Below are 19,756 nucleotides of genomic sequence, written 5' to 3'. Positions count from 1 at the left end.
TTGTGGCGACTTTCTGGATCGCGTCCAAGATTACGTCACCGGGCGTGATCCGGCTCACCATGCCCCCGACGCGTGTCGCTAGGGTGAAGGAGTGGACACCGGGGCCAAGCGCGGACGCCCACGCGCCTCGTCGCGCGAGATGCTCGCCGAGGCAGCGTGCGAGCTCTTCCTCGAGCGGGGTTACGACGCGACCTCCATCACCGACATCACCCGACGGGCGGGCGTGAGTCGCTCGAGCTTCTTCAATTACTTCGGCGCCAAGTCCGACATCCTGTGGGCGGGTCTGGACGACCGGCTCGGCTGGCTCGAGGCGCGCCTCGCCGACGACATGGGCCCGGATGCCGCCACCGACGTCCGGGCCGCCGTCATCGCCCTCGGCGCAGACTTCGCCCCTGACACCCTGGCTCTCGCGATCGTCAACGCCACTGCGATGGGTCTGGCGGACGAGCTGGCCGGAGAGGCGGCGCTGCGACGGGCGCGCATCGCGCGCGCAGTGGCCGAACGCCTCGCGCGGGCGGGTGCCGACCGCCTCCACGCCGACGTGGCGGGCGCGGCCTGGGGCGGCGCGGTCCTGGCCTCCCTCGAAGCGTGGGCGCGCGACGGCGCAGGTGTCACCTCGCTCGAGCGGTTCCTGGCGCGCGCCGCGGACGCGGCATCCGGCGTCCCGGCCCTGCCTCGCGCCGGCGCGGTGCGGCAGCTGCGGGTGGTCGTGCGCGCCGACCGGTTCGACGAGGCTCTGTCGTTCTACCGCGACGTGGTCGGGATGCCGCAGGCCGAGGCCTATGAGGCGGAAGGCGGCGCGCGCGTGGCCATTCTCGACGCCGGTCGCGCCACGCTCGAGATCGCCAACAGCGCGCAGGTGGACTTCATCGACCGCGTGGAAACGGACGGCGGAGCGAGCGACCGGATCCGGCTGGCGCTGGAGGTCGGCGACACCGAGGCGGCCGTCCGCCGTCTCGTCGCCGGCGGCGCCGCCGTCGAAGCGCGGCCGCGCGAGACGCCGTGGCGGTCGATGAACGCGCGTCTGCGCGGCCCGGCCGATCTGCAGCTGACTCTTTTCCAGGAGCTCGAACCCTAGCCCGCGGCGGGGGATGCGGCATCCGCTCGTCTAGAATCGGGGGATCATGGCGACTTTCGGCACACTCTCCGACCGGCTCACCGAGACCTTCCGCAACCTCCGCAAGAAGGGGCAGCTCACCCCCGCGGACGTCGACGGCACCGTCCGCGAGATCCGGCGCGCCCTGCTGGACGCCGACGTCGCGCTGCCGGTCGTGAAGGACTTCGCGGCGAAGGTGCGCGAGCGCGCGCTCGGCGATGAGGTGAACCGCGCGCTCAATCCCGCGCAGCAGGTCGTCCAGATCGTGAACGAGGAGCTCGTGGCGATCCTCGGCGGCGAGCAGCGTCGCCTGCGCTTCGCCAAGACCGCCCCCACCGTCATCATGCTGGCGGGCCTGCAGGGATCGGGAAAGACGACATTCGCCGGCAAGCTCGCCCGCATGCTCGAGAAGGACGGTCACACGCCGCTCCTGATCGCTGCCGACCTGCAGCGACCGAACGCCGTGAACCAGCTCCAGGTCGTCGCCGAGCGCGCCGGAGCCGCGGTGTACGCCCCCGAGCCGGGCAACGGGATCGGCGACCCGGTGCGCGTCGCCCGCGAAGGAGTCGAGCTCGCCCGCCGCCAGCAGCACGACGTGGTCATCATCGACACGGCCGGACGCCTCGGCGTCGACGCCGACCTCATGAAGCAGGCCGCCGACATCCGCACGGCGACCGACCCCGACGAGGTCCTCTTCGTCATCGACGCCATGATCGGCCAGGACGCCGTCAACACCGCCAAGGCCTTCCAGGAAGGCGTCGACTTCACCGGAGTCGTGCTGACCAAGCTCGACGGCGACGCGCGCGGCGGTGCGGCCCTGTCGGTCGCGTCCGTGACCGGCCGGCCCATCATCTTCGCCTCGACCGGCGAGGGGCTCGACGACGTCGAGCCGTTCCACCCGGATCGCATGGCCAGCCGCATCCTCGACCTCGGCGACATCCTCACCCTCATCGAGCAGGCCCAGCAGGCCTTCGACGAGGAAGAGGCGATGAAGGTCGCCGAGAAGCTCGCGACCGAGCAGTTCACGCTCGAGGACTTCCTCGAGCAGATGCAGCAGATGCGCAAGATGGGCTCGATGAAGAAGATGCTCGGGATGCTCCCGGGCATGGGGCAGATGAAGCAGCAGCTCGAAGACTTCGACGAGCGCGACATCGACCGCACCGAGGCCATCATCCGCTCGATGACCCCTGCGGAGCGACGCAACACCAAGCTCCTCAACGGCTCGCGCCGGCTGCGGATCGCACGGGGCTCGGGTATGACGGTCACCGACGTGAACCAGCTCGTGCAGCGTTTCGACCAGGCCGCGAAGATGATGAAGACCGTGGCGCGCGGCGGGGTGCCGTCGATCCCCGGCATGGGGCCGGTCCCCGGCGCCGGTCGGCCCGGCGCGTCGGCCAAGCGCGGCAACAAGCAGAAGAAGAGCGGCGGATCGCGGTCGGGGAACCCCGCCAAGCGCGCCGCCGAGAACGCGGGCATCGCCGCCGACCGCGCGGCTCAGCCGACCGGGTCCGGGTTCGGCCTGGGCGGTGGCACGGGGACGCCGAGCGAGGCGGACCTGGCCGAGCTGCAGAAGATGCTCGGACGCGGCTGACCGCTCGTCGCGTCAGCGGTCGGGCGCGGCCAGGTGGTCGCGCAGGGTCGGCCCGGCGCGGAACTCGCGGATGAGGTGCTGGACCACCGCGCGCAGGTCGCCGTCGGCCGCTGCCGCCGCGCGCAACTGGCGCTCGTAGCTTGCGCCGCCGGAGAGGATCGGCTCGAGACCGGCCAGCTCGCGGGCGCATTTGAGCTCGACGGCGATGTCCTCGACCTCGGCGATGGTCTGTCGCAGATGATCGCGCACAGCCGCCTGCCGGCCGTCGGCCCCCACGATGACGCGGGCGTCGAGACCGTAGCGGGCCGCTCGCCACTTGTTCTCGCGGACGAACCACGGCTGCAAAACGACCGGCTCCCGCCCCTCGTCGAGGTCGCGCGAGAAGCGCTCCACCAGCACCTGCACGAGGGCGGCCACGGCGGCCAGCTCCGGAAGGGTCGACATCCCGTCGCACGCGCGCACCTCGATCGTGCCCCATCGCGGCGCCGGCCTGATGTCCCAGCGCACCTCCGAGACGTCCCGCATCACGCCGGTGCGCACCATGTCGTCGAGATACCCCTCGAACTGCGCCCAATCGGCTAGCGGCCACGGCAGCCCCGCGGTCGGCAGCTGCTGGAAGACCAGCGCGCGGTTCGAGGCGTAGCCGGTGCGCTCGCCCGCCCAGAACGGGCTGGATGCCGACAGCGCCTGCAGATGGGGCAGATACGTCGACAGAGCGTTGATGATGGGGAAGACCTTGTCGACGTCGTCGACGCCCACGTGCACGTGGATGCCCCAGATCATCATGTTCCGGCCCCACCACTGCGTCCGCTCGATGAGCTTGTGGTAGCGGGTCTTGTCGCTGACCTGCTGGTCGAACCACTGGGCGAACGGGTGGCTGCCCGCGCAGAGCAGTGCGATGCCGAGAGGATCGGTGACCGTCCGCACCGCGGCGATCGCGTCGGCGATGTCGTCCACGGCGGCGGCGACCGTGCGGCCCACACCGCTGGTGACCTCGACCGTGTTCGTCAGCAGCTCGCCGGTCACCGTGTAGCGCTCCAGCGCTGAGGCCTCCTCGAGGCCCGACAGCACCTCGGGAGCGCGCGGCACCAGGTCGCCGCCGACCTCGTCGGCGAGCATGAGCTCCCATTCGAGACCGACCGACGACCGCGCAGATGTCGCGAAGGGCACCGTCACAGGCACAGTCTGGCACGCGAGTGCCCCCGCGCGGGCGCGTCGCGTCCGGTTCGCGGCATCCCTTCCGATCTGGCAGAATAAAGGGTCGGATGCGGTGCTCGACCCTCTATCCAGCCCCGCCGTCCATCTCAGAGCTTTCCTCCGGGTGTGCACCCCACGCTCCCGGACGTCCAGTTCGTCCGCTTCCCACACATTCAGGAGAATCGTGGCTGTCAAGATCCGTCTCAAGCGCCTGGGCAAGATCCGTGCGCCCTACTACCGCATCGTCGTCGCCGACTCGCGCACCAAGCGCGATGGTCGCGTGATCGAGGAGATCGGCAAGTACCACCCCACCGAGCAGCCTTCGTTCATCGAGGTCGACTCCGAGCGCGCGCAGTACTGGCTGGGTGTCGGCGCGCAGCCGACCGAGCAGGTCCGCGCGCTGCTGAAGCTCACGGGCGACTGGGGTCGCTTCAAGGGCGACAAGGACGCCGTCTCGACGGTCAAGTCCCCCGAGGCCAAGCCGGCGTTCGAGATCGACGCGGCCAAGAAGTCCGTCGTCAAGCCCAAGGCCGAGAAGAAGGCCGACGAGCCCGTCGCCGAGGCGCCCGCCGCCGACGAGACCGACGCAGAGTAGTGCTCGCCGCCGCGCTCGAACACATCGTCAAGGGGATCGTCGATCACCCCGAGGATGTGCGTATCCAGTCGTCCGCCTCACCGCGCGGAGACGTGCTCGAGGTGCACGTCCACCCGGAGGACCGGGGACGGGTCATCGGGCGCGGCGGTCGCACGGCCAAAGCCCTCCGCACGCTCATCAGCGCGCTCGCCGACGGCCGGCGCGTGCGCGTCGACGTCGCTGATGACTGACATGCCGGAGAACGCCCCCGGCACCGCGCCGTCGGGTCGTGCGCCGGGTGGACCGGCCGCCGGCAAGACGCAGCTGCGCGTCGGGCGCCTCGTCAAAGCCCACGGACTCAAAGGCGCGCTGAAGCTCGAGCTGTACACCGACGACCCCGAGGGCCGTTTCGCTCCCGGCGCCACCTTCACGCTGCAGGTGCCGGAATCCTCGCCGTGGCACGGCAAGCCGCTCACCGTCCGCGAGTTCAGGTGGATGAACAGCCACCCGGTGGCGTTCTTCGAGGGCGTCGAGGATCGCTCTCAGGCGGAGGAGCTGGTGCGTGCGATCCTGTGGATCGACCAGGACACCGCGGAGGCGCCCGATGAGGACGACGCGTGGTACGACCACCAGCTCGTCGGTCTCGACGTCATCCGCGACGGTGCGGTGATCGGCCGCGTCGCACGTGTCGAGCACATGCCCGCACAGGACCTGCTGATCGTCCGGATGGATGCCGAACGCGAGGTTCTCGTGCCGTTCGTGAAAGCGATCGTGCCCGAGGTCGACATCGCCGCGGGCCGCGTCACCGTGACCCCGCCGGCGGGTCTGTTCGAGGACATCCCCGAAGAGACGGATGCCGCCGGCTCCGCACCGGCGCAGGACTGAGGCCCCGCACTCACAACCGGCCGAGCCCGCCGATGCGAGAGATGTGACCTGCGGGAAACATCACGGGAAACCTCCCGGAACCTCGGACGCCGATCATCGTATGCATGGGCGCCACCTCTTCGACGCGTGCGCTGCCGGTGCTCCGGCAGACGCAGCAGGTGCGCACCGTGTGCTCGTACTGCGGCGTCGGGTGCGGGGTCAGCGTCACCGCCACCGAGAGTCCGGGTGGCGAGCCGCGCGCCGTCGGCGCCGTCGTGGGGGACAGAGCCCATCCCACCAATGCGGGCCGGCTGTGCACCAAGGGCGCCACGCACCTCGATCTCATGCAGGCGCCTGGACGCATGACATCGGCCGCGGTCCGGCCTGCTCGGGGCGAGGCCCCGGTCGAGACGCCGATGGACGCGGCGATCGCCGACGCCGGACGACGCCTGCGCGCCATCGTCGATGAGCACGGACCGGACGCGGTCGCGGTCTACGTCTCGGGCCAGATGACGATGGAGGCGCAGTACCTCTCGAACAAGCTCGTGAAGGGCTATCTGCGGGGCCTGCACATCGAGTCCAACTCCCGTCTCTGCATGGCCTCGGCCGGCACCGGCTACAAGCAGTCGCTCGGTGCGGACGGCCCACCGGGCTCGTACGAGGACTTCGACCGGGCCGACCTCTTCTTCGTCATCGGCTCCAACACCGCCGACTGCCATCCGATCCTGTTCCTGCGGATGGCCGATCGGCTGAAGCAGGGCGCGAAGCTCATCGTGGTCGACCCGCGTCGCACGGCCACGGCCGACCGCGCGGATCTGTTCCTCCAGATCGCCCCCGGCACCGACCTGGCCCTCCTGAACGGCCTGCTGCACCTCCTCGTCGCGGGCGGGCACATCGACGAGGACTTCATCGCCGCCCACACCGAGGGATGGGGGCAGATGCCCACGTTCCTCGCCGAGTATCCGCCCGAGCGCGTCGCCGAGATCACGGGGCTGGACGAGAGCGACATCCGCACCGCGGCGGGGTGGATCGCCGAGGCGGGCGAATGGATGACCCTGTGGACCATGGGGCTCAACCAATCGACCCACGGCACATGGAACACCAATGCGATCTGCAATCTGCACCTCGCCACCGGTGCCATCTGCCGCCCGGGCAGCGGTCCGTTCTCGCTCACCGGGCAGCCCAACGCCATGGGCGGTCGCGAGATGGGCTACATGGGTCCGGGCCTGCCCGGCCAGCGTGCGGTCTTCAGCCCCGCCGATCGGGCGTTCGCGGAGGAGATCTGGGAGCTGGAGCCCGGCACGATCCGCCCCGAATCCGGCACCGGCACGATCGAGATGTACCGAGGGCTGGCGGACGGCCGCATCAAGGCGGCATGGATCATCTGCACGAACCCCGTCGCCTCGGTGGCCAATCGGCGCACGGTCATCGAGGGCCTGGAAGCCGCCGAACTCGTCATCGTGCAGGACGTCTTCGCCGACACGGCCACGAACGCCTACGCCGACATCCTGCTGCCGGCCACGCTCTGGGTGGAGGCGGACGGGGTGACGGTCAACAGCGACCGCACGCTCACCCTCGTGCAGCAGGTCGCCGACCCTCCCGGCGAGGCCCGCCCGGACTGGCGGACCATCTGCGACATCGCCGTTGCGATGGGATTCGACCGGGGCTTCGACTTCGCCACGAGCGAGGAGGTCTTCGAGGAGATCCGGCGCTTCTGGAACCCCCAGACCGGCTGGGATCTGCGCGGGGTCGACTACGCGCGCCTGCGAAAGGGTCCGGTGCAGTGGCCGTCGCCCCCGGAGGACGCCGCGGACCGGCATCCGATCCGCTACCTCAACGACGGGGTGAGCCAGCATCTGCACACCGACGAGCAGGGCCTCGCACCGCGTCTGGCGTTCGCGACCCCCTCGCGGCGGGCGCAGTTCTTCGCCCGCCCGCATCTGCCGCCCGCGGAGCTGCCGGACGACGACTATCCGTTCGTTCTCAACACCGGTCGTCTGCAGCACCAGTGGCACACCATGACCAAGACGGGCCGGGTCGCCAAACTCAACAGGCTCAACCCCTCTCCGTTCGTCGAAGTGCACCCCGACGACGCCGCGTCGCTCGCGATCGCGGACGGCGACCTCGTCGAGGTGGCATCGCGGCGGGGCCGCGTCGTGCTCCCCGCCGTCCTCACCGATCGCGTCCGGCCGGGCGGTCTGTTCGCTCCGTTCCACTGGAACGACGAGCACGGCGAGTACCTGACGGTGAACGCCGTCACCAACGACGCCGTCGACGAGGCATCGCTGCAGCCTGAGTTCAAGGTCTCCGCCGTGTCGGTGCGCCGGGTGGGTCCTGCGCCGTCCGCCTCGGAGCGGGGGAGCGCGAGTGCGGTCGCCGAGGTCCGTTCGGCCGTCGGCGAGGCGGGCCTGACCCTCTCGCCGCCGCCCGCGCTGTCCATCGACGAGAGCGCATTCCTCGGCGGGTTCCTGGCGGCGCTGGAGACGCGCCACCTCGAGGCGGGCGCCGTGCCGGTGCTCCCGGCGACGGCCCCGGTGACGGATGCCGTGCGGCGCTGGTTCGACGGACTTCTCGCGGGGACGTACTCCGCCCCCGCGACGTCGGCTCCCGCTCTCGATCCGGACGCCGACGAGGTCATCGTGCTGTGGGGATCGCAGACCGGGAACGCCGAGGAGTTCGCCCAGCGCTGCGTGGCCGCTCTGGTGCAGCGCGGGCTCGCCGCCCGCGCGCTCGACATGTCCGAGGCGCAGCCGGCGGATCTCGCGGGCGCGCGTCGCCTGCTCGTCATCACCTCCACGTTCGGCGACGGCGGGCCCCCGGACAACGCCTCGGACCTCTGGCGCGCGCTTCAGGCCCCGGACGCGCCCGACCTCTCGGGCACCTCGTACGCGGTCCTGGCGATGGGCGACTCCAGCTACGACGACTTCTGCGGACACGGCCGCAGCATGGACGAGCGTCTGGCGGCACTCGGCGCCTCCCCCCTCGCGGCCCGCGTCGACTGCGAGCCCGACTTCGAGGCCCGCGCGATCGCCTGGCTCGAGCAGATGCTGACCGCGCTCGGGGCGGACCCGGGTGCAGGCGATGCCGGGGCCGCGTCGCTCGCCTCGCCGACGAAACGGCTGTTCACGCGCGCGAATCCCGTGCACGCGCCACTGACCACGAACCTCCTGCTCAGCGGCGCAGGGTCGCAGAAGGAGGTCCGCCAGTTCGGCTTCGACCTGTCGGACTGGGGTGTGGCGTACGAAGCGGGCGATGCGCTGGGCGTCGTCTGCGCGAACGACACCGCGGTCGTCGCGGAGTGGCTCGCCGCCACGGGCCTCAGCGCCCGCACGGTGGTCGAGGTCGACGGCGAAGAGCGGATGCTGGGCGACAGCCTCCGCACGCGGTTGGACATCACGCGCATCACTCCCGACTTCCTGCGGTTCGTCGCCGACCGCACGGCGGACTCGGCGCTCGGCGCACTCCTGCGGCGCGAGAACAGATCACGGCTGGAGCAGTACCTCTGGAGCATGCAGGCCATCGACGTTCTGCAGGCGTTCCCGGCCGAGGCCGACCCCCAGGAGTGGGTGGACGTGCTCGGGCGGCTGCAGCCCCGGCAGTACTCGATCTCGTCGAGCCCGAAGGCATCGCCCGACGAGGTCCAGCTCACCGTCTCGGTCGTCCGGTTCCTCACCGAGCAGGGACGACGGCGCGGCGGGGTCTGCTCGACCTTCCTCGCCGACGATCCGGAGGGACGCACCCCGCTGTACCTGCAGCGCTCGCCGAACTTCCGGCCGCCGGCCGACCCTGCCACGCCGATGATCATGATCGGACCGGGGACGGGGGTGGCACCGTTCCGGGGCTTCCTGCAGGACCGCCGGGCCGACGGCCACCCCGGCCGCAACTGGCTGTTCTTCGGAGAGCAGCACGAGGCGACCGACTTCTACTACCGCGACGAACTCGTCGGCATGCACGCGGACGGGTTCCTCACCCGCCTCGACCTCGCCTTCTCCCGCGACCAGCGCCAGAAGGTGTACGTGCAGGACCGGATGATCGAGCACGGCGCCGAGCTCTGGCGTTGGCTTCAAGACGGCGCTCACGTCTACGTGTGCGGCGACGCCACGCGCATGGCGCCGGATGTGGACGCCGCGCTGCAGCTGATCGTCCAGCGCCACGGCGGGGTGTCGGCCGAAGCGGCTGCCGAGCACGTCCGGGGTCTGGCCGCCGACAAGCGCTACGTGCGCGACATCTACTGACGTCCCGCCGGCACCGCACGACGGAGCGGGTCGCACCTTCCGGTGCGACCCGCTCGTCATGTCTCCTCGGGTCAGATGCGCTGGTGGCCGAGGGCGGCGCGGGGCACCACGTAGACGACGAGGGTGAGGACCCCGAGCAGCACATACGCTCCGACGAATCCGGCGAACGCGGGGACATAGCTGCCCGACGTGAGCTGCGACGCGTTCAGCACCTGGGGGATCACGAACCCGCCGTAGGCGCCGATGGCGCTGATGAGCCCGAGCGCCGCCGCGGACTTGCGCTGCACGGCCGCGGCCTCCGGCGTCCCGGGGTCGATGCCCCGGGCGATCGCCCGGCCGGCGAAGATGCTCGGGATCATGCGGTAGGTCGACCCGTTGCCCGCGCCCGTCGCGGCGAACAGCACGAGGAAGCATCCGAGGAACAGCCAGAAGTTCTGCAGCGAGAGCATCCAGATCAGCGCGAGCGCGCCGAGGGCCATGACGCCGAAGGTGACGACCGTGACCCGCGCGCCCCCGAAGCGATCCGCGAGCCGGCCGCCGAAGGGGCGGACCACCGAGCCGATCAGGGCGCCGAGGAACGCGAGCGAGATCGCCGCCTGCCCGACCTGGAAGGTGCTGAACGTCGGGAACTGATCGGCGATGAGCTTCGGGAAGACGCTCGCGAAGCCGATGAACGAGCCGAAGGTGCCGATGTACAGCAGGGCCATCAGCCACAGGTGAGGTTCCCGCAGCGCCGCCGCAGACCCCGCGAAGTCCGCCTTGGCCGACGACAGGTTGTCCATGTAGCGCCAGGCGCCCCAGATGGCGAGCAGGATGAGCGGGATCCACATCCAGCCGGCCAGAGCGATGTTGAGGGTGGCGCCCGCGCCGAGGGTGACCGCGATCGGCACCGCGAACTGCGCCACCGACGTGCCCAGGTTGCCGCCGGCGGCGTTGAGACCGAGGGCCCAGCCCTTCTCCTTCTGCGGGAAGAAGTAGGTGATGTTGGCCATCGAGCTGGCGAAGTTGCCGCCGCCCACGCCGCCGAGGGCGGCCACGAGCAGCAGGATCCCGAAGGGGGTCTCGGGGTTCGAGACGACGATGCCGAGGAGGACCGCCGGAATCAGCAGCAGCGCCGCCGACACGATCGTCCAGTTGCGGCCGCCGAAGATCGCCACCATGAAGGTGTACGGGAACCGCAGGGTGGCTCCGACGAGGCTCGGCAGCGAGATGAGCCAGAACAGCTCGGAGCTGGTGAGGGTGAAGCCGGCGGCCGGCAGCATCACGACGACGATGCTCCACAGCTGCCACACGATGAAGCCGAGGAACTCGGCGAAGATGGACCAGCGCAGATTGCGATGGGCGATGGCGCGGCCTCCGGCCTTCCAGAACGCCGAGTCCTCGGGGTTCCAGCCGTCGATCCAGCGTCCGGGTCGGTGGGTCAGGGTGACCGTCGATGCGGTCGTGGGAGTTGCAGCACCCGCGGGGGACGGGGTGACGGTGGTGGTCATGGCTCCTCCTGAGTGAGAGTGTGCCCTCACGCTATGAACGGCGTGTTTCACCGCCGACCTCCGGCCGGTTACTTCTCGGTCAACGTCGGGTCACGCGCCCCTCGCGTGACGGGTTAGGGTTCCGTCACATCCGGGAAACATGGCGTGGATGCCTACACTCGATCCCATGCGCATCGACATCGTCACGATCTTCCCGGCGTTCTTCGATGTGCTGGACGTCTCGCTCATCGGCAAGGCTCGCGATCGCGGCATCCTGGACATGAGGGTGCACGACCTGCGGGACTTCACGCACGACCGCCACCGCACCGTCGACGACACCCCGTACGGCGGGGGAGCGGGCATGGTCATGAAGCCCGAGCCCTGGGGCGAGGCGCTGGACTCGGTCATCACCGACGAGGCCGTCCTCGTGGTGCCGTCCCCGGCGGGCGAGCGGTTCACTCAGGGCGTCGCGCGGGAACTCGCCGCCGAGCATCACCTCGTCTTCGCCTGCGGCCGTTACGAGGGCATCGACCAGCGGGTCGTCGACGACTACGCCGACCGCGGACGCGTGCGGCTGATGAGTCTCGGCGACTACGTGCTGAACGGCGGTGAGGTCGCCGCGATGGCGATGGTCGAGGCGATCTCGCGACTGGTGCCCGGTGTGGTCGGCAACCCCGAGAGCCTCGTGGAGGAATCCCACGAGGACGGTCTCCTCGAATACCCCAGCTACACCAAGCCCGCGCAGTGGCGCGGGCGCGAGGTGCCGCCGGTGCTGCTGAGCGGGAACCACGCCGCCATCGCCCGGTGGCGGCGTGAGCAGAGCATCGAGCGCACGCGCTCTGTGCGGCCCGACCTGCTCCCTTAGCCTCCCGCGGATGCCGCGGCGTTCAGTCGTCGGGGTCGAGGACGTTCAGCCGGTAGCCGCGCTTGACCACGGTCTTGATCAGCTCCGGTGCGCCGATCGCCTCCCTCACCCGCGCGACGGCCATCTCGACCGCATGCGTGTTGGCGCCCGAGCGGGGCAGCGCGTTCTGCAGGCGCGCGCGAGGCACCACGCTCCCCGAGGCGTCGAAGAGCGCCCCGAGCACGTCGACGCCGGTTCGTGACAGCGGGATGTGCACGCCGTCGAGGACAGCTCCGCCGCTTCGCATCTCGAGGCGCCCGACGCCGGTCGTCACCGATGCGGCGTGGCCGCCGCCGAAGTGCGTGACGACCGCACGGACGAGGGAACCCAGGCGTCCGCGCTCGGCGATGAGGGGCGTGATACCGGCCTGCTCGAGGGGTCCGGCCGTGATCGGGCCGACGGCGGCCAGGAGGAGGCGGCCGCTGCGGGCGCGCTCGGCGATGTCGGCCACGACGCCTTCCCGCGCGGCTGCGGCGAGCCACTCGGCCGTTCCGGGGGCGGAGGTGAAGAGCACGGCGTCCACCTCGCCCTGCGCGGTGGCCTGCACCGAGCGGATGACTGCGTCGGGGTCGGGGGGAGGCCCCCACCGGTAGACGGTGAGGCTCACCACGTCCGCGCCGTGGGCGGCGAACAGCTCGTCGAGGCCGTCGGCGCCCGAGCCGTGGTGCTGCACGGCGACGCGCCGGCCCGCCAGACCCTCTGCGACCAGGAATTCGCCCAGCTCGGCGGACGTCTCGGATTCGGCGACCCAGTCGGCGGTGAATCCGGCCTGCTGGATCGCACCACGTGCCTTGGGCCCGCGCGCCACGATCTGCGCGCCCGAGATGGCGGTGTGCAGCTCGTCGAGCACGCCGGCCTCGTCGGCCGCCTCCATCCACCCCCGGAACCCCACGCCGGTGGTGGCCACCACCACGTCGGGTGGATGCGCGATGAGCTCTCGCGTGGCGGTCAGCAGCGCCTCGTCGTCGATGTGCGGCACGATCGTGAGGGCGGGCGCGTGCCGCACCTGAGCGCCGTGGCGCTCCAAAGCTGCGGCGAGCTCGCCCGACCTGCGGTCGACGGCAATGACGACCGTGCAGCCGTCGAGAGCGGCCGAGAGGGGAGCGCGCGGGGGTGGAGCTGGAGAGGTCAACGGAGCGCGTCACCCGCCAGCTGCCGGTCGGGAAGGAGGAGTCCCGCGCGGGCGACGTCGCCCACGACGATGACCGCCGGGTTCGTCACCGCGGCGCGGCGGGCGTCCTCGACCACCGCACCCAGGGTGGAGCGCGTGGTGCGCTGCGACGGGGTGTGTCCGCGCTCGATGACAGCGACCGGCTGCTCGGGCGCCGCACCCGCCGCGAGGGCCTCGGCGACCAGACGAGGCAGCGCGGCGACCCCCATGAGGATCACCGTCGTCACGGCCGGATCGGCGAGCGCGGCGCGTGAGGAGGCCGAGGCGATCTCGCCCTGGCCGTTGATGACGTGCAGGGTGGCCGCCGTGCCGCGGTGGGTGACGGGGATCCCGGCGGACTGCGGCACCGAGACGACACTGGTCAGCCCCGGGACGACCTCGACGGGGACGCCCGCGGCGAGGCACGCGGCGACTTCCTCGCCGCCCCGGCCGAAGACGAAGGGGTCGCCGCCCTTCAGCCGCACGACGCGTTTCCCGGCTTGCGCGCGCTCGACGATGATGCGATTGATCTCCTCCTGGGGCACGGTGTGTGCGCCGGGGCGCTTGCCGACGTCGACGATCTCGACGTCGGGATCCAGTTCGCGCAGGACGTCCACGGGACCCAGGCGATCGGCGACGACCACGTCCGCCTCGGCGAGGAGCCGTCGACCGCGGACCGTGAGGAGGTCGACGGGTCCGGGACCGCCGCCGACGAGGTCCACCCGCCCGAGCGGGGTCCGGCGCCGTCGGCGGATGGGGAGGCGTCCCTCGTCCAGCAGCGCGGCGACCGCGTCGCGCACCCGCGCAGCTCGGGACGGATCGACAGCGGCGTCCGACACGACACCCACGACGACGTCGCCGGAGCGTGCCTCCGCGGTCAGCCGGGCCGAGCCGTGCGCGCCGTCCGACGCGTTCACGCACAGCATCCGACGCCGTTCGCACAGCGCCGCGACCCGCGCGTCGGTGCGGGCGTCGCCGGTGGCGGTGTGCACCAGCCACGCGCCGGCGAGGTCGCCCGCGCGGAAGCGCCGGGGGATCCACACCAGGTCGTGCTCCGCGATCAGCGCCCGCACGTCCGTCCCCGCCTCGGGGGCGACGATCCGGATCCGCGCGCCGTCCGCGACGAATCGGCGCAGGCGCCGGGCGGTGACCGCCCCGGCGCCGACCATGACCACGGTTCGGCCGGCGAGCGAGACACCCAGCATCGTCGTCACGTCGCCGCCTCCTGCCGGACGAGCACCTGACCGTCCGAGACCGCCACCGGCCAGACCCGCAGCGTGCGCGACTCCTTGCCCTGGGTGTCCAGGCACGCGCCGGTGCGCAGATCGAACACCTGCTTGTACATCGGCGACGCCACCGTGGGCGCATCCTGGCGCGTTCCGACGATGCCGCGCGAGATGACGTGCGCGCCGCTGTACGGGTCGAGGTTCGACACCGCGTGCACGCGACCGCCGGGAAGGAGGAAGAGGGCGATCTGGGTGTCCCCGAGGAGGGCCGCCCGCCCGCGCTCGGTCTCGAGGTCGGCGAGCGCGCAGATGCGCACCCAGTCCGTGCGCGGCGTCTGCTGCGCCGGGCGCTGCGTGTCGGTGATGGTCATCGGCGCACCTCCAGGGTGGTTCCGGCGATGAGGACGCGGCCCTCGGCGCGCTCGCTCTCGGTCGCGGGGCGGGGCTGACCGCGCTCGGCGGTGTAGGCCAGGGAGGGGTCGGGCGTCTGCGGGGCGTTGACGAACGAGGCGAAGCGGCGGAGCTTGTCGGGGTCTTCCAGAGTGGCCTTCCACTCGTCCTCGTACGCGTCGATGTGGGCGGCCATGGCCTCGTCGAGATCGGCGCAGATGCCGAGGCTGTCGTCGAAGATCACGTCTCGCAGTCCTTCGACGCCGCCGTCGAGCTCTTCGAACCACGGTGCGGTCCGCTGAAGCCGGTCGGCGGTGAAGATGTAGTACATCAGGAAGCGGTCGATGGCGGTGAGCAGCTCGTCGTCGCTGAGTCCTTCCGCAAGGAGCACCGCGTGGCGGGGCGTGAATCCGCCGTTGCCGCCGACGTACATGTTCCACCCGGCTTCGGTGGCGATGACGCCGACGTCCTTCCCGCGCGCCTCCGCGCATTCGCGTGCGCAGCCCGAGACGCCGAGCTTGATCTTGTGCGGCGAGCGCAGGCCCCGGTAGCGCAGCTCGAGCTGCACGGCCATGCCCACGGAGTCCTGGACGCCGTAGCGGCACCAGGTCGAGCCGACGCACGACTTCACCGTCCGCAGCGACTTGCCGTACGCATGCCCCGACTCGAAGCCGGCGTCGACGAGGCGCTTCCAGATCTCGGGGAGCTGTTCGAGGCGTGCGCCGAACAGGTCGATCCGCTGTCCGCCGGTGATCTTCGTGTAGAGGCCGTAGTCCTGCGCGACCTGCCCGATGACCACGAGGCCCTCCGGAGTGATCTCCCCACCGGGGATGCGGGGGACCACCGAGTAGCTGCCGTCCTTCTGCAGGTTCGCCATCACGTGGTCGTTGGTGTCCTGCAGCGTGGCGTTCTCGCCGTCGAGCACGTGCGTGCGGACGAGGGTCGAGAGGATGCTGGCGAGCGCAGGTTTGCAGATGTCGCATCCGCGGCCGGTCCCGAACCGGTCGATGACCGCGCTGAAGGTGGTGAGCTGCGAGACGCGCACGGCGTCGAAGAGCTGACGGCGCGACATGTCGAAGTGCTCGCACATGGCGGTGCTGAGGGACGCCCCGAGCTTGGTCAGTTCGCTGCCGACGATCTTCTTCACCGTGGTGAGGCACGATCCGCACGCCGCGCCGGCCTTCGTGCAGGCCTTCACCGCCGCGACGTCGGTGCACCCGTCGTCGTGGACGGCGCCGCGGATGGCCCCGGCCGTGACGCTGTTGCACGAGCACACCAGCGCCGCGTCGGGCAGGTCGCCGCTGGGCGGAGCGACCGCGCCCTCGGGCATCAGGTAGGCGGCGGGATCCCCGCCGAGCGCACCGCCCACGAGCGGCCGCAGCGATCCGTAGGCCGACGCATCGCCGACGAGGATCCCGCCGAGAAGCGTCCTGGCGTCGTCCGAGAGGACGAGCTTTTTGTATACCCCGGCGACCGGGTCGGCGTACACGACGTCGAGGGCGCCCGGCGTCTCGGCGAACGCATCCCCGAAGCTCGCGACGTCGACCCCGCTGAGCTTGAGCTTCGTGGAGAGGTCGTACCCCGGGAACGTCGCCAGCCCGCCCAGCAGTCGGCTGGCGGCGACTTCGGCCATCGCGTAGCCGGGGGCGACGAGCCCGACGCACGCCCCGTCGAAGTTCGCGACCTCGCCGATCGCGAGGATGCGCGGATCGGTCGTCTCGCAGTGCTCATCGATGAGCACGCCGCCGCGCGGGTGGACGTCCAGACGCGCCGCCCGGGCGAGCTCGTCCCGCGGACGCACGCCGACGGTGAACACCACCACGTCGGTGGCTCCGTACGAGCCGTCGCGGAACTCCAGACCGGCGACGCTCCCGCTGCGATCGGGGTCCAGGCGCGTGGTCACGGTGTCGGTGCGCACCGAGATCCCGCGCGCCTCGATGAGCCTGCGCAGGGCGTTGCCCCCGGCGAGGTCGAGCTGTGCGCTCATGAGCCGATCCGAGGACTGCACCACGGTGCACGTCACATCCAGGCCCTGCAGCGCGCCCGCCGCCTCGAGCCCGAGCAGACCGCCGCCGATGACGGTTCCGGTGAGGGGACGGCCGAGCTCGGCCGAGCGCCGCGTCACGAAGGTGCGCAGCGACTCGACATCGTCCAGGGTCCGGTAGACGAAGCATCCGGGCAGGTCGAAACCGTCCACGGCCAGGCGCGCCGCGTACGACCCCGTCGCCAGGACCAGCCGGTCGTAGGCGACGCTGAGTCCCGAGGCCGTCGTCACGCGCCGTGCCTCGCGGTCGATCCGCACCACCGCATCGCCGCGGACGAAGCGCACCCGCGGGTCGTCGTCCACGACCGCCGGGTCCAGTGTCAGGTCGTCGGGCGTCGAGCCGGCGAAGAACGCCGTGAGCCCCACACGGTCGTAGGGGTGACGCTGCTCCTCGCCGATGAGGGTCACGCGCCACGAATCGTCGGCGCGCGAGAGCAGCGACTCGACGAAGCGGTGGGCGACCATCCCCGCCCCGACCACCACGATGTGGGGTCCGGTGGCGGGGGTGGAGCTCATGGGGTCACCGTACGCGGCCGGTGTTGCGCGGGCGTCAGCGCCATGTTTCGAGTTTTCGACGGCGCGGTCGCCGGTCGGGCGGGATGCTGCCTCGGTCATGACGCCTCCTGAGGGTGTCGGGATGTCGTGTGGCGGCCACGCTACGAGCGGGGTGTTTCACCGCCCCTGCGCGCGTCGTTACCCCCAGCGAACGTTTCCCTCACTGCGCCCCTATAGCAGATGTGAGAACGCGCCACGACCGTGCAGGAGCGGGCGCTATCGTGAGACTCCCGCCAACTTGGAGGCTGCATGCAGACCTGGCCCGGTTCCGCCTATCCCCTGGGAGCGACGTTCGACGGCAACGGCACGAACTTCGCTCTCTTCAGCGAAGGAGCCGAACGCGTAGAGCTGTGCCTCTTCGGCGACCGCGGGAAGGAGACCCGCGTCGAGCTGCGCGACGTCGATGCGTTCGTGTGGCACGTCTATCTGCCCAACGTCGGCCCCGGGCAGCGGTACGGCTACCGCGTGCACGGCCCTTACGACCCCGAGAGCGGGCAGCGCTTCAACCCGAACAAGCTCCTGCTCGATCCCTACGCCAAGGCCGTCGAGGGTCAGGTGCGCTGGGGGCAGTCGGTCTTCAGCTACGACTTCGGCGACCCGGACTCCCGCAACGACGAGGACTCCGCGGCCGCCATGATGAAGGGCGTCGTCATCAACCCCTTCTTCGACTGGGCGGGCGACCGGCTTCCGAAGACGCCGTACGCCGAGACCTTCATCTACGAAGCACACGTCAAGGGCATGACGCAGCTGCACCCGCTGATCCCCGAAGAGCTGCGCGGCAGCTACAGCGGCATCGCGCACCCCGCGGTCATCGACCACCTCAAGAAGCTCGGCGTCACCGCCATCGAGCTCATGCCGGTGCACCAGTTCGTCAACGATTCGACGTTGCAGGACAAGGGGCTCTCGAACTACTGGGGCTACAACACCATCGCGTTCTTCGCCCCCCAGAACACCTACGCCTCGACGGGGCAGCGCGCCCAGCAGGTGCAGGAGTTCAAGGGGATGGTCAAGGCCCTCCACGCCGCCGGCATCGAGGTCATCCTCGACGTCGTCTACAACCACACGGCAGAGGGCAACCACCTGGGCCCCATGCTGTCGATGCGCGGCATCGACAACGCCGCCTACTACCGGCTCGAAGACGACGACAAGCGCTACTACACGGACTACACCGGCACGGGGAACAGCCTGAACGTGGGAAACCCCCATGCGCTGCAGCTCATCATGGACTCGCTGCGCTACTGGGTGCTCGACATGCACGTCGACGGATTCCGCTTCGACCTGGCCTCCACCCTCGCGCGCGAGTTCTATGACGTCGACCGCCTGGCGACCTTCTTCGAGCTCGTGCAGCAGGATCCGGTGGTCTCGCAGGTCAAGCTCATCGCCGAACCGTGGGACGTGGGCCCGGGCGGCTACCAGGTCGGCAACTTCCCGCCGCAGTGGACCGAGTGGAACGGCAAGTACCGCGACACGGTGCGCGACTTCTGGCGCGGCGAGCCCCAGGCGCTGGGGGAGTTCGCCTCGCGGCTGACCGGCTCGGCCGACCTCTACGAGCACTCCGGGCGCCGCCCGGTCGCCTCGATCAACTTCGTCACGGCGCACGACGGCTTCACCCTGCGCGACCTCGTCTCCTACAACGAGAAGCACAACGACGCGAACGGCGAGGACAACAACGACGGGGAGTCCCACAACCGGTCGAACAACCACGGCGTCGAAGGCCCGACCGACGACGCCGCGGTGCTGACCATGCGGGCGCGCCAGCAGCGGAACTTCATCGCGACGCTGCTGCTGTCGCAGGGCGTCCCGATGCTGCTGCACGGCGACGAGCTCGGACGCACCCAGCAGGGCAACAACAACGGCTACGCGCAGGACAACGAACTCACGTGGGTGAACTGGGAGACCGTGGATCAGCCGCTGCTGGAGTTCACCGCGGCGGTCGCCCGGCTCCGCCGCGACCATCCCACCTTCCGGCGCAGCCGATTCTTCAACGGCCGCCCGGTCCGCCGCGAAGAGGGCGCGCCGATCCCCGACATCGTGTGGCTGCGCCCGGACGGCTCCGTCATGCAGCCCGAGGACTGGGACTCCGGCTTCGGCCGCGCCGTCGGGGTCTTCCTCAACGGAGACGGCATCCGCGAGCGGGATCGCCGTGGTGAGCCGCTCTCGGACAAGCACTTCATCGTGCTGTTCAACGCGGGCGACGAGGCGGTGGACTTCACGCTCCCCACCGACGAGTACAGCCCCAAGTGGGACGTGCTCGTCGACACCGCGGGCGTCCAGGCCGATGCGACCGCGATCGAACCCGGCGCCGCGGTGCTGCTCGAGGCCAAGGCGCTGATGGTGCTGTGCCAGCACGATCTGCCCGAACCCGAGGTCGACCACTCGGTGGCGGCGTCGCTGGTCGCGCTCGCCGACGCCGAGGCCCCCGCCCACACGTCGAAGCCCGAGCTCGAGCGATAGGGGATCC

General features: G+C 70.8%; 14 protein-coding genes. 8 read left to right on the top strand and 6 right to left on the bottom strand.

Features of this window, described 5'->3' with window-relative positions:
• Positions 1-91 precede the first annotated feature (91 nt).
• Together Q9S36_RS15640 and ffh are read left to right on the top strand one after the other, a co-directional pair.
• Positions 92-1,078 (top strand): TetR family transcriptional regulator, encoded by a 987-nt coding sequence (locus Q9S36_RS15640; RefSeq protein ID WP_311285876.1) that lies wholly within the window; start codon positions 92-94, stop codon positions 1,076-1,078.
• Between the two features lie 46 nt (positions 1,079-1,124).
• Positions 1,125-2,687, top strand: coding sequence for a signal recognition particle protein (gene ffh, locus Q9S36_RS15635; RefSeq protein WP_311285875.1), 1,563 nt, complete (start codon positions 1,125-1,127; stop codon positions 2,685-2,687).
• A gap of 12 nt (positions 2,688-2,699) precedes the next feature.
• Here ffh and Q9S36_RS15630 read toward each other — a convergent pair whose 3' ends face one another.
• Positions 2,700-3,863: a glutamate--cysteine ligase gene (locus Q9S36_RS15630; RefSeq protein WP_251450022.1), complete on the bottom strand. Its 1,164-nt coding sequence runs from the start codon at positions 3,861-3,863 to the stop codon at positions 2,700-2,702.
• Positions 3,864-4,068: 205 nt separating this feature from the next.
• Between Q9S36_RS15630 and rpsP the strand changes: the two genes are divergently transcribed.
• The 4 genes from rpsP (at position 4,069) to Q9S36_RS15610 (ending at position 9,557) form a co-directional block, all read left to right on the top strand.
• Positions 4,069-4,479, top strand: coding sequence for a 30S ribosomal protein S16 (gene rpsP / locus Q9S36_RS15625; RefSeq protein ID WP_251450020.1), 411 nt, complete (start codon positions 4,069-4,071; stop codon positions 4,477-4,479).
• Positions 4,479-4,709, top strand: a complete 231-nt coding sequence (locus tag Q9S36_RS15620; RefSeq protein WP_251450018.1) for an RNA-binding protein — start codon at positions 4,479-4,481, stop codon at positions 4,707-4,709. The genes rpsP and Q9S36_RS15620 overlap by 1 nt, the downstream gene beginning before the upstream one ends.
• A 1-nt stretch (position 4,710) precedes the next feature.
• Complete coding sequence (gene rimM / locus Q9S36_RS15615; RefSeq protein ID WP_311285901.1) at positions 4,711-5,343, top strand: ribosome maturation factor RimM; 633 nt, start codon at positions 4,711-4,713, stop codon at positions 5,341-5,343.
• Positions 5,344-5,447: 104 nt separating this feature from the next.
• Positions 5,448-9,557: a bifunctional nitrate reductase/sulfite reductase flavoprotein subunit alpha gene (locus Q9S36_RS15610; protein WP_311285874.1), complete on the top strand. Its 4,110-nt coding sequence runs from the start codon at positions 5,448-5,450 to the stop codon at positions 9,555-9,557.
• Positions 9,558-9,628: 71 nt separating this feature from the next.
• Here the strand turns inward: Q9S36_RS15610 and Q9S36_RS15605 are convergent, their stop codons facing one another.
• Entirely contained in the window at positions 9,629-11,047 is a 1,419-nt protein-coding gene (locus tag Q9S36_RS15605; RefSeq protein ID WP_251450012.1) for an MFS transporter, read from the bottom strand.
• Between the two features lie 166 nt (positions 11,048-11,213).
• Here Q9S36_RS15605 and trmD point away from each other — a divergent pair, with 166 nt between their 5' ends.
• On the top strand, positions 11,214-11,891 hold the full coding sequence (gene trmD, locus Q9S36_RS15600) for a tRNA (guanosine(37)-N1)-methyltransferase TrmD (protein WP_251450010.1): 678 nt from the start codon (positions 11,214-11,216) through the stop codon (positions 11,889-11,891).
• Between the two features lie 22 nt (positions 11,892-11,913).
• Here the strand turns inward: trmD and Q9S36_RS15595 are convergent, their stop codons facing one another.
• From Q9S36_RS15595 to nirB, 4 genes are read right to left on the bottom strand one after another with little or no spacing between them, the layout of a single operon-like run.
• A complete protein-coding gene (locus tag Q9S36_RS15595) occupies positions 11,914-13,062 on the bottom strand; it encodes a uroporphyrinogen-III synthase (RefSeq protein ID WP_311285873.1) in 1,149 nt (382 codons plus the stop codon).
• Positions 13,059-14,285 (bottom strand): uroporphyrinogen-III C-methyltransferase, encoded by a 1,227-nt coding sequence (gene cobA, locus Q9S36_RS15590; protein ID WP_311285900.1) that lies wholly within the window; start codon positions 14,283-14,285, stop codon positions 13,059-13,061. The genes Q9S36_RS15595 and cobA overlap by 4 nt, the downstream gene beginning before the upstream one ends.
• Positions 14,286-14,290: 5 nt before the next feature.
• The gene (nirD, locus tag Q9S36_RS15585; RefSeq protein ID WP_311285872.1) at positions 14,291-14,677 is read right to left on the bottom strand and encodes a nitrite reductase small subunit NirD; all 387 of its coding nucleotides are present in this window, start codon (positions 14,675-14,677) and stop codon (positions 14,291-14,293) included.
• Positions 14,674-17,256, bottom strand: a complete 2,583-nt coding sequence (gene nirB / locus Q9S36_RS15580) for a nitrite reductase large subunit NirB (protein WP_311285871.1) — start codon at positions 17,254-17,256, stop codon at positions 14,674-14,676. The genes nirD and nirB overlap by 4 nt, the downstream gene beginning before the upstream one ends.
• A 288-nt stretch (positions 17,257-17,544) precedes the next feature.
• Here nirB and glgX point away from each other — a divergent pair, with 288 nt between their 5' ends.
• Positions 17,545-19,749 carry a glycogen debranching protein GlgX gene (glgX, locus tag Q9S36_RS15575; RefSeq protein ID WP_311285870.1) on the top strand — a complete coding sequence of 735 codons (2,205 nt, stop codon included), beginning with the start codon at positions 17,545-17,547 and terminating at the stop codon, positions 19,747-19,749.
• Positions 19,750-19,756: the final 7 nt, after the last annotated feature.

This window comes from Microbacterium sp. ARD31 (assembly GCF_031844425.1).
The sequence above is the reverse complement of the archived record's forward strand: the minus strand, read 5'-3'. Positions and strand labels throughout refer to the sequence as shown.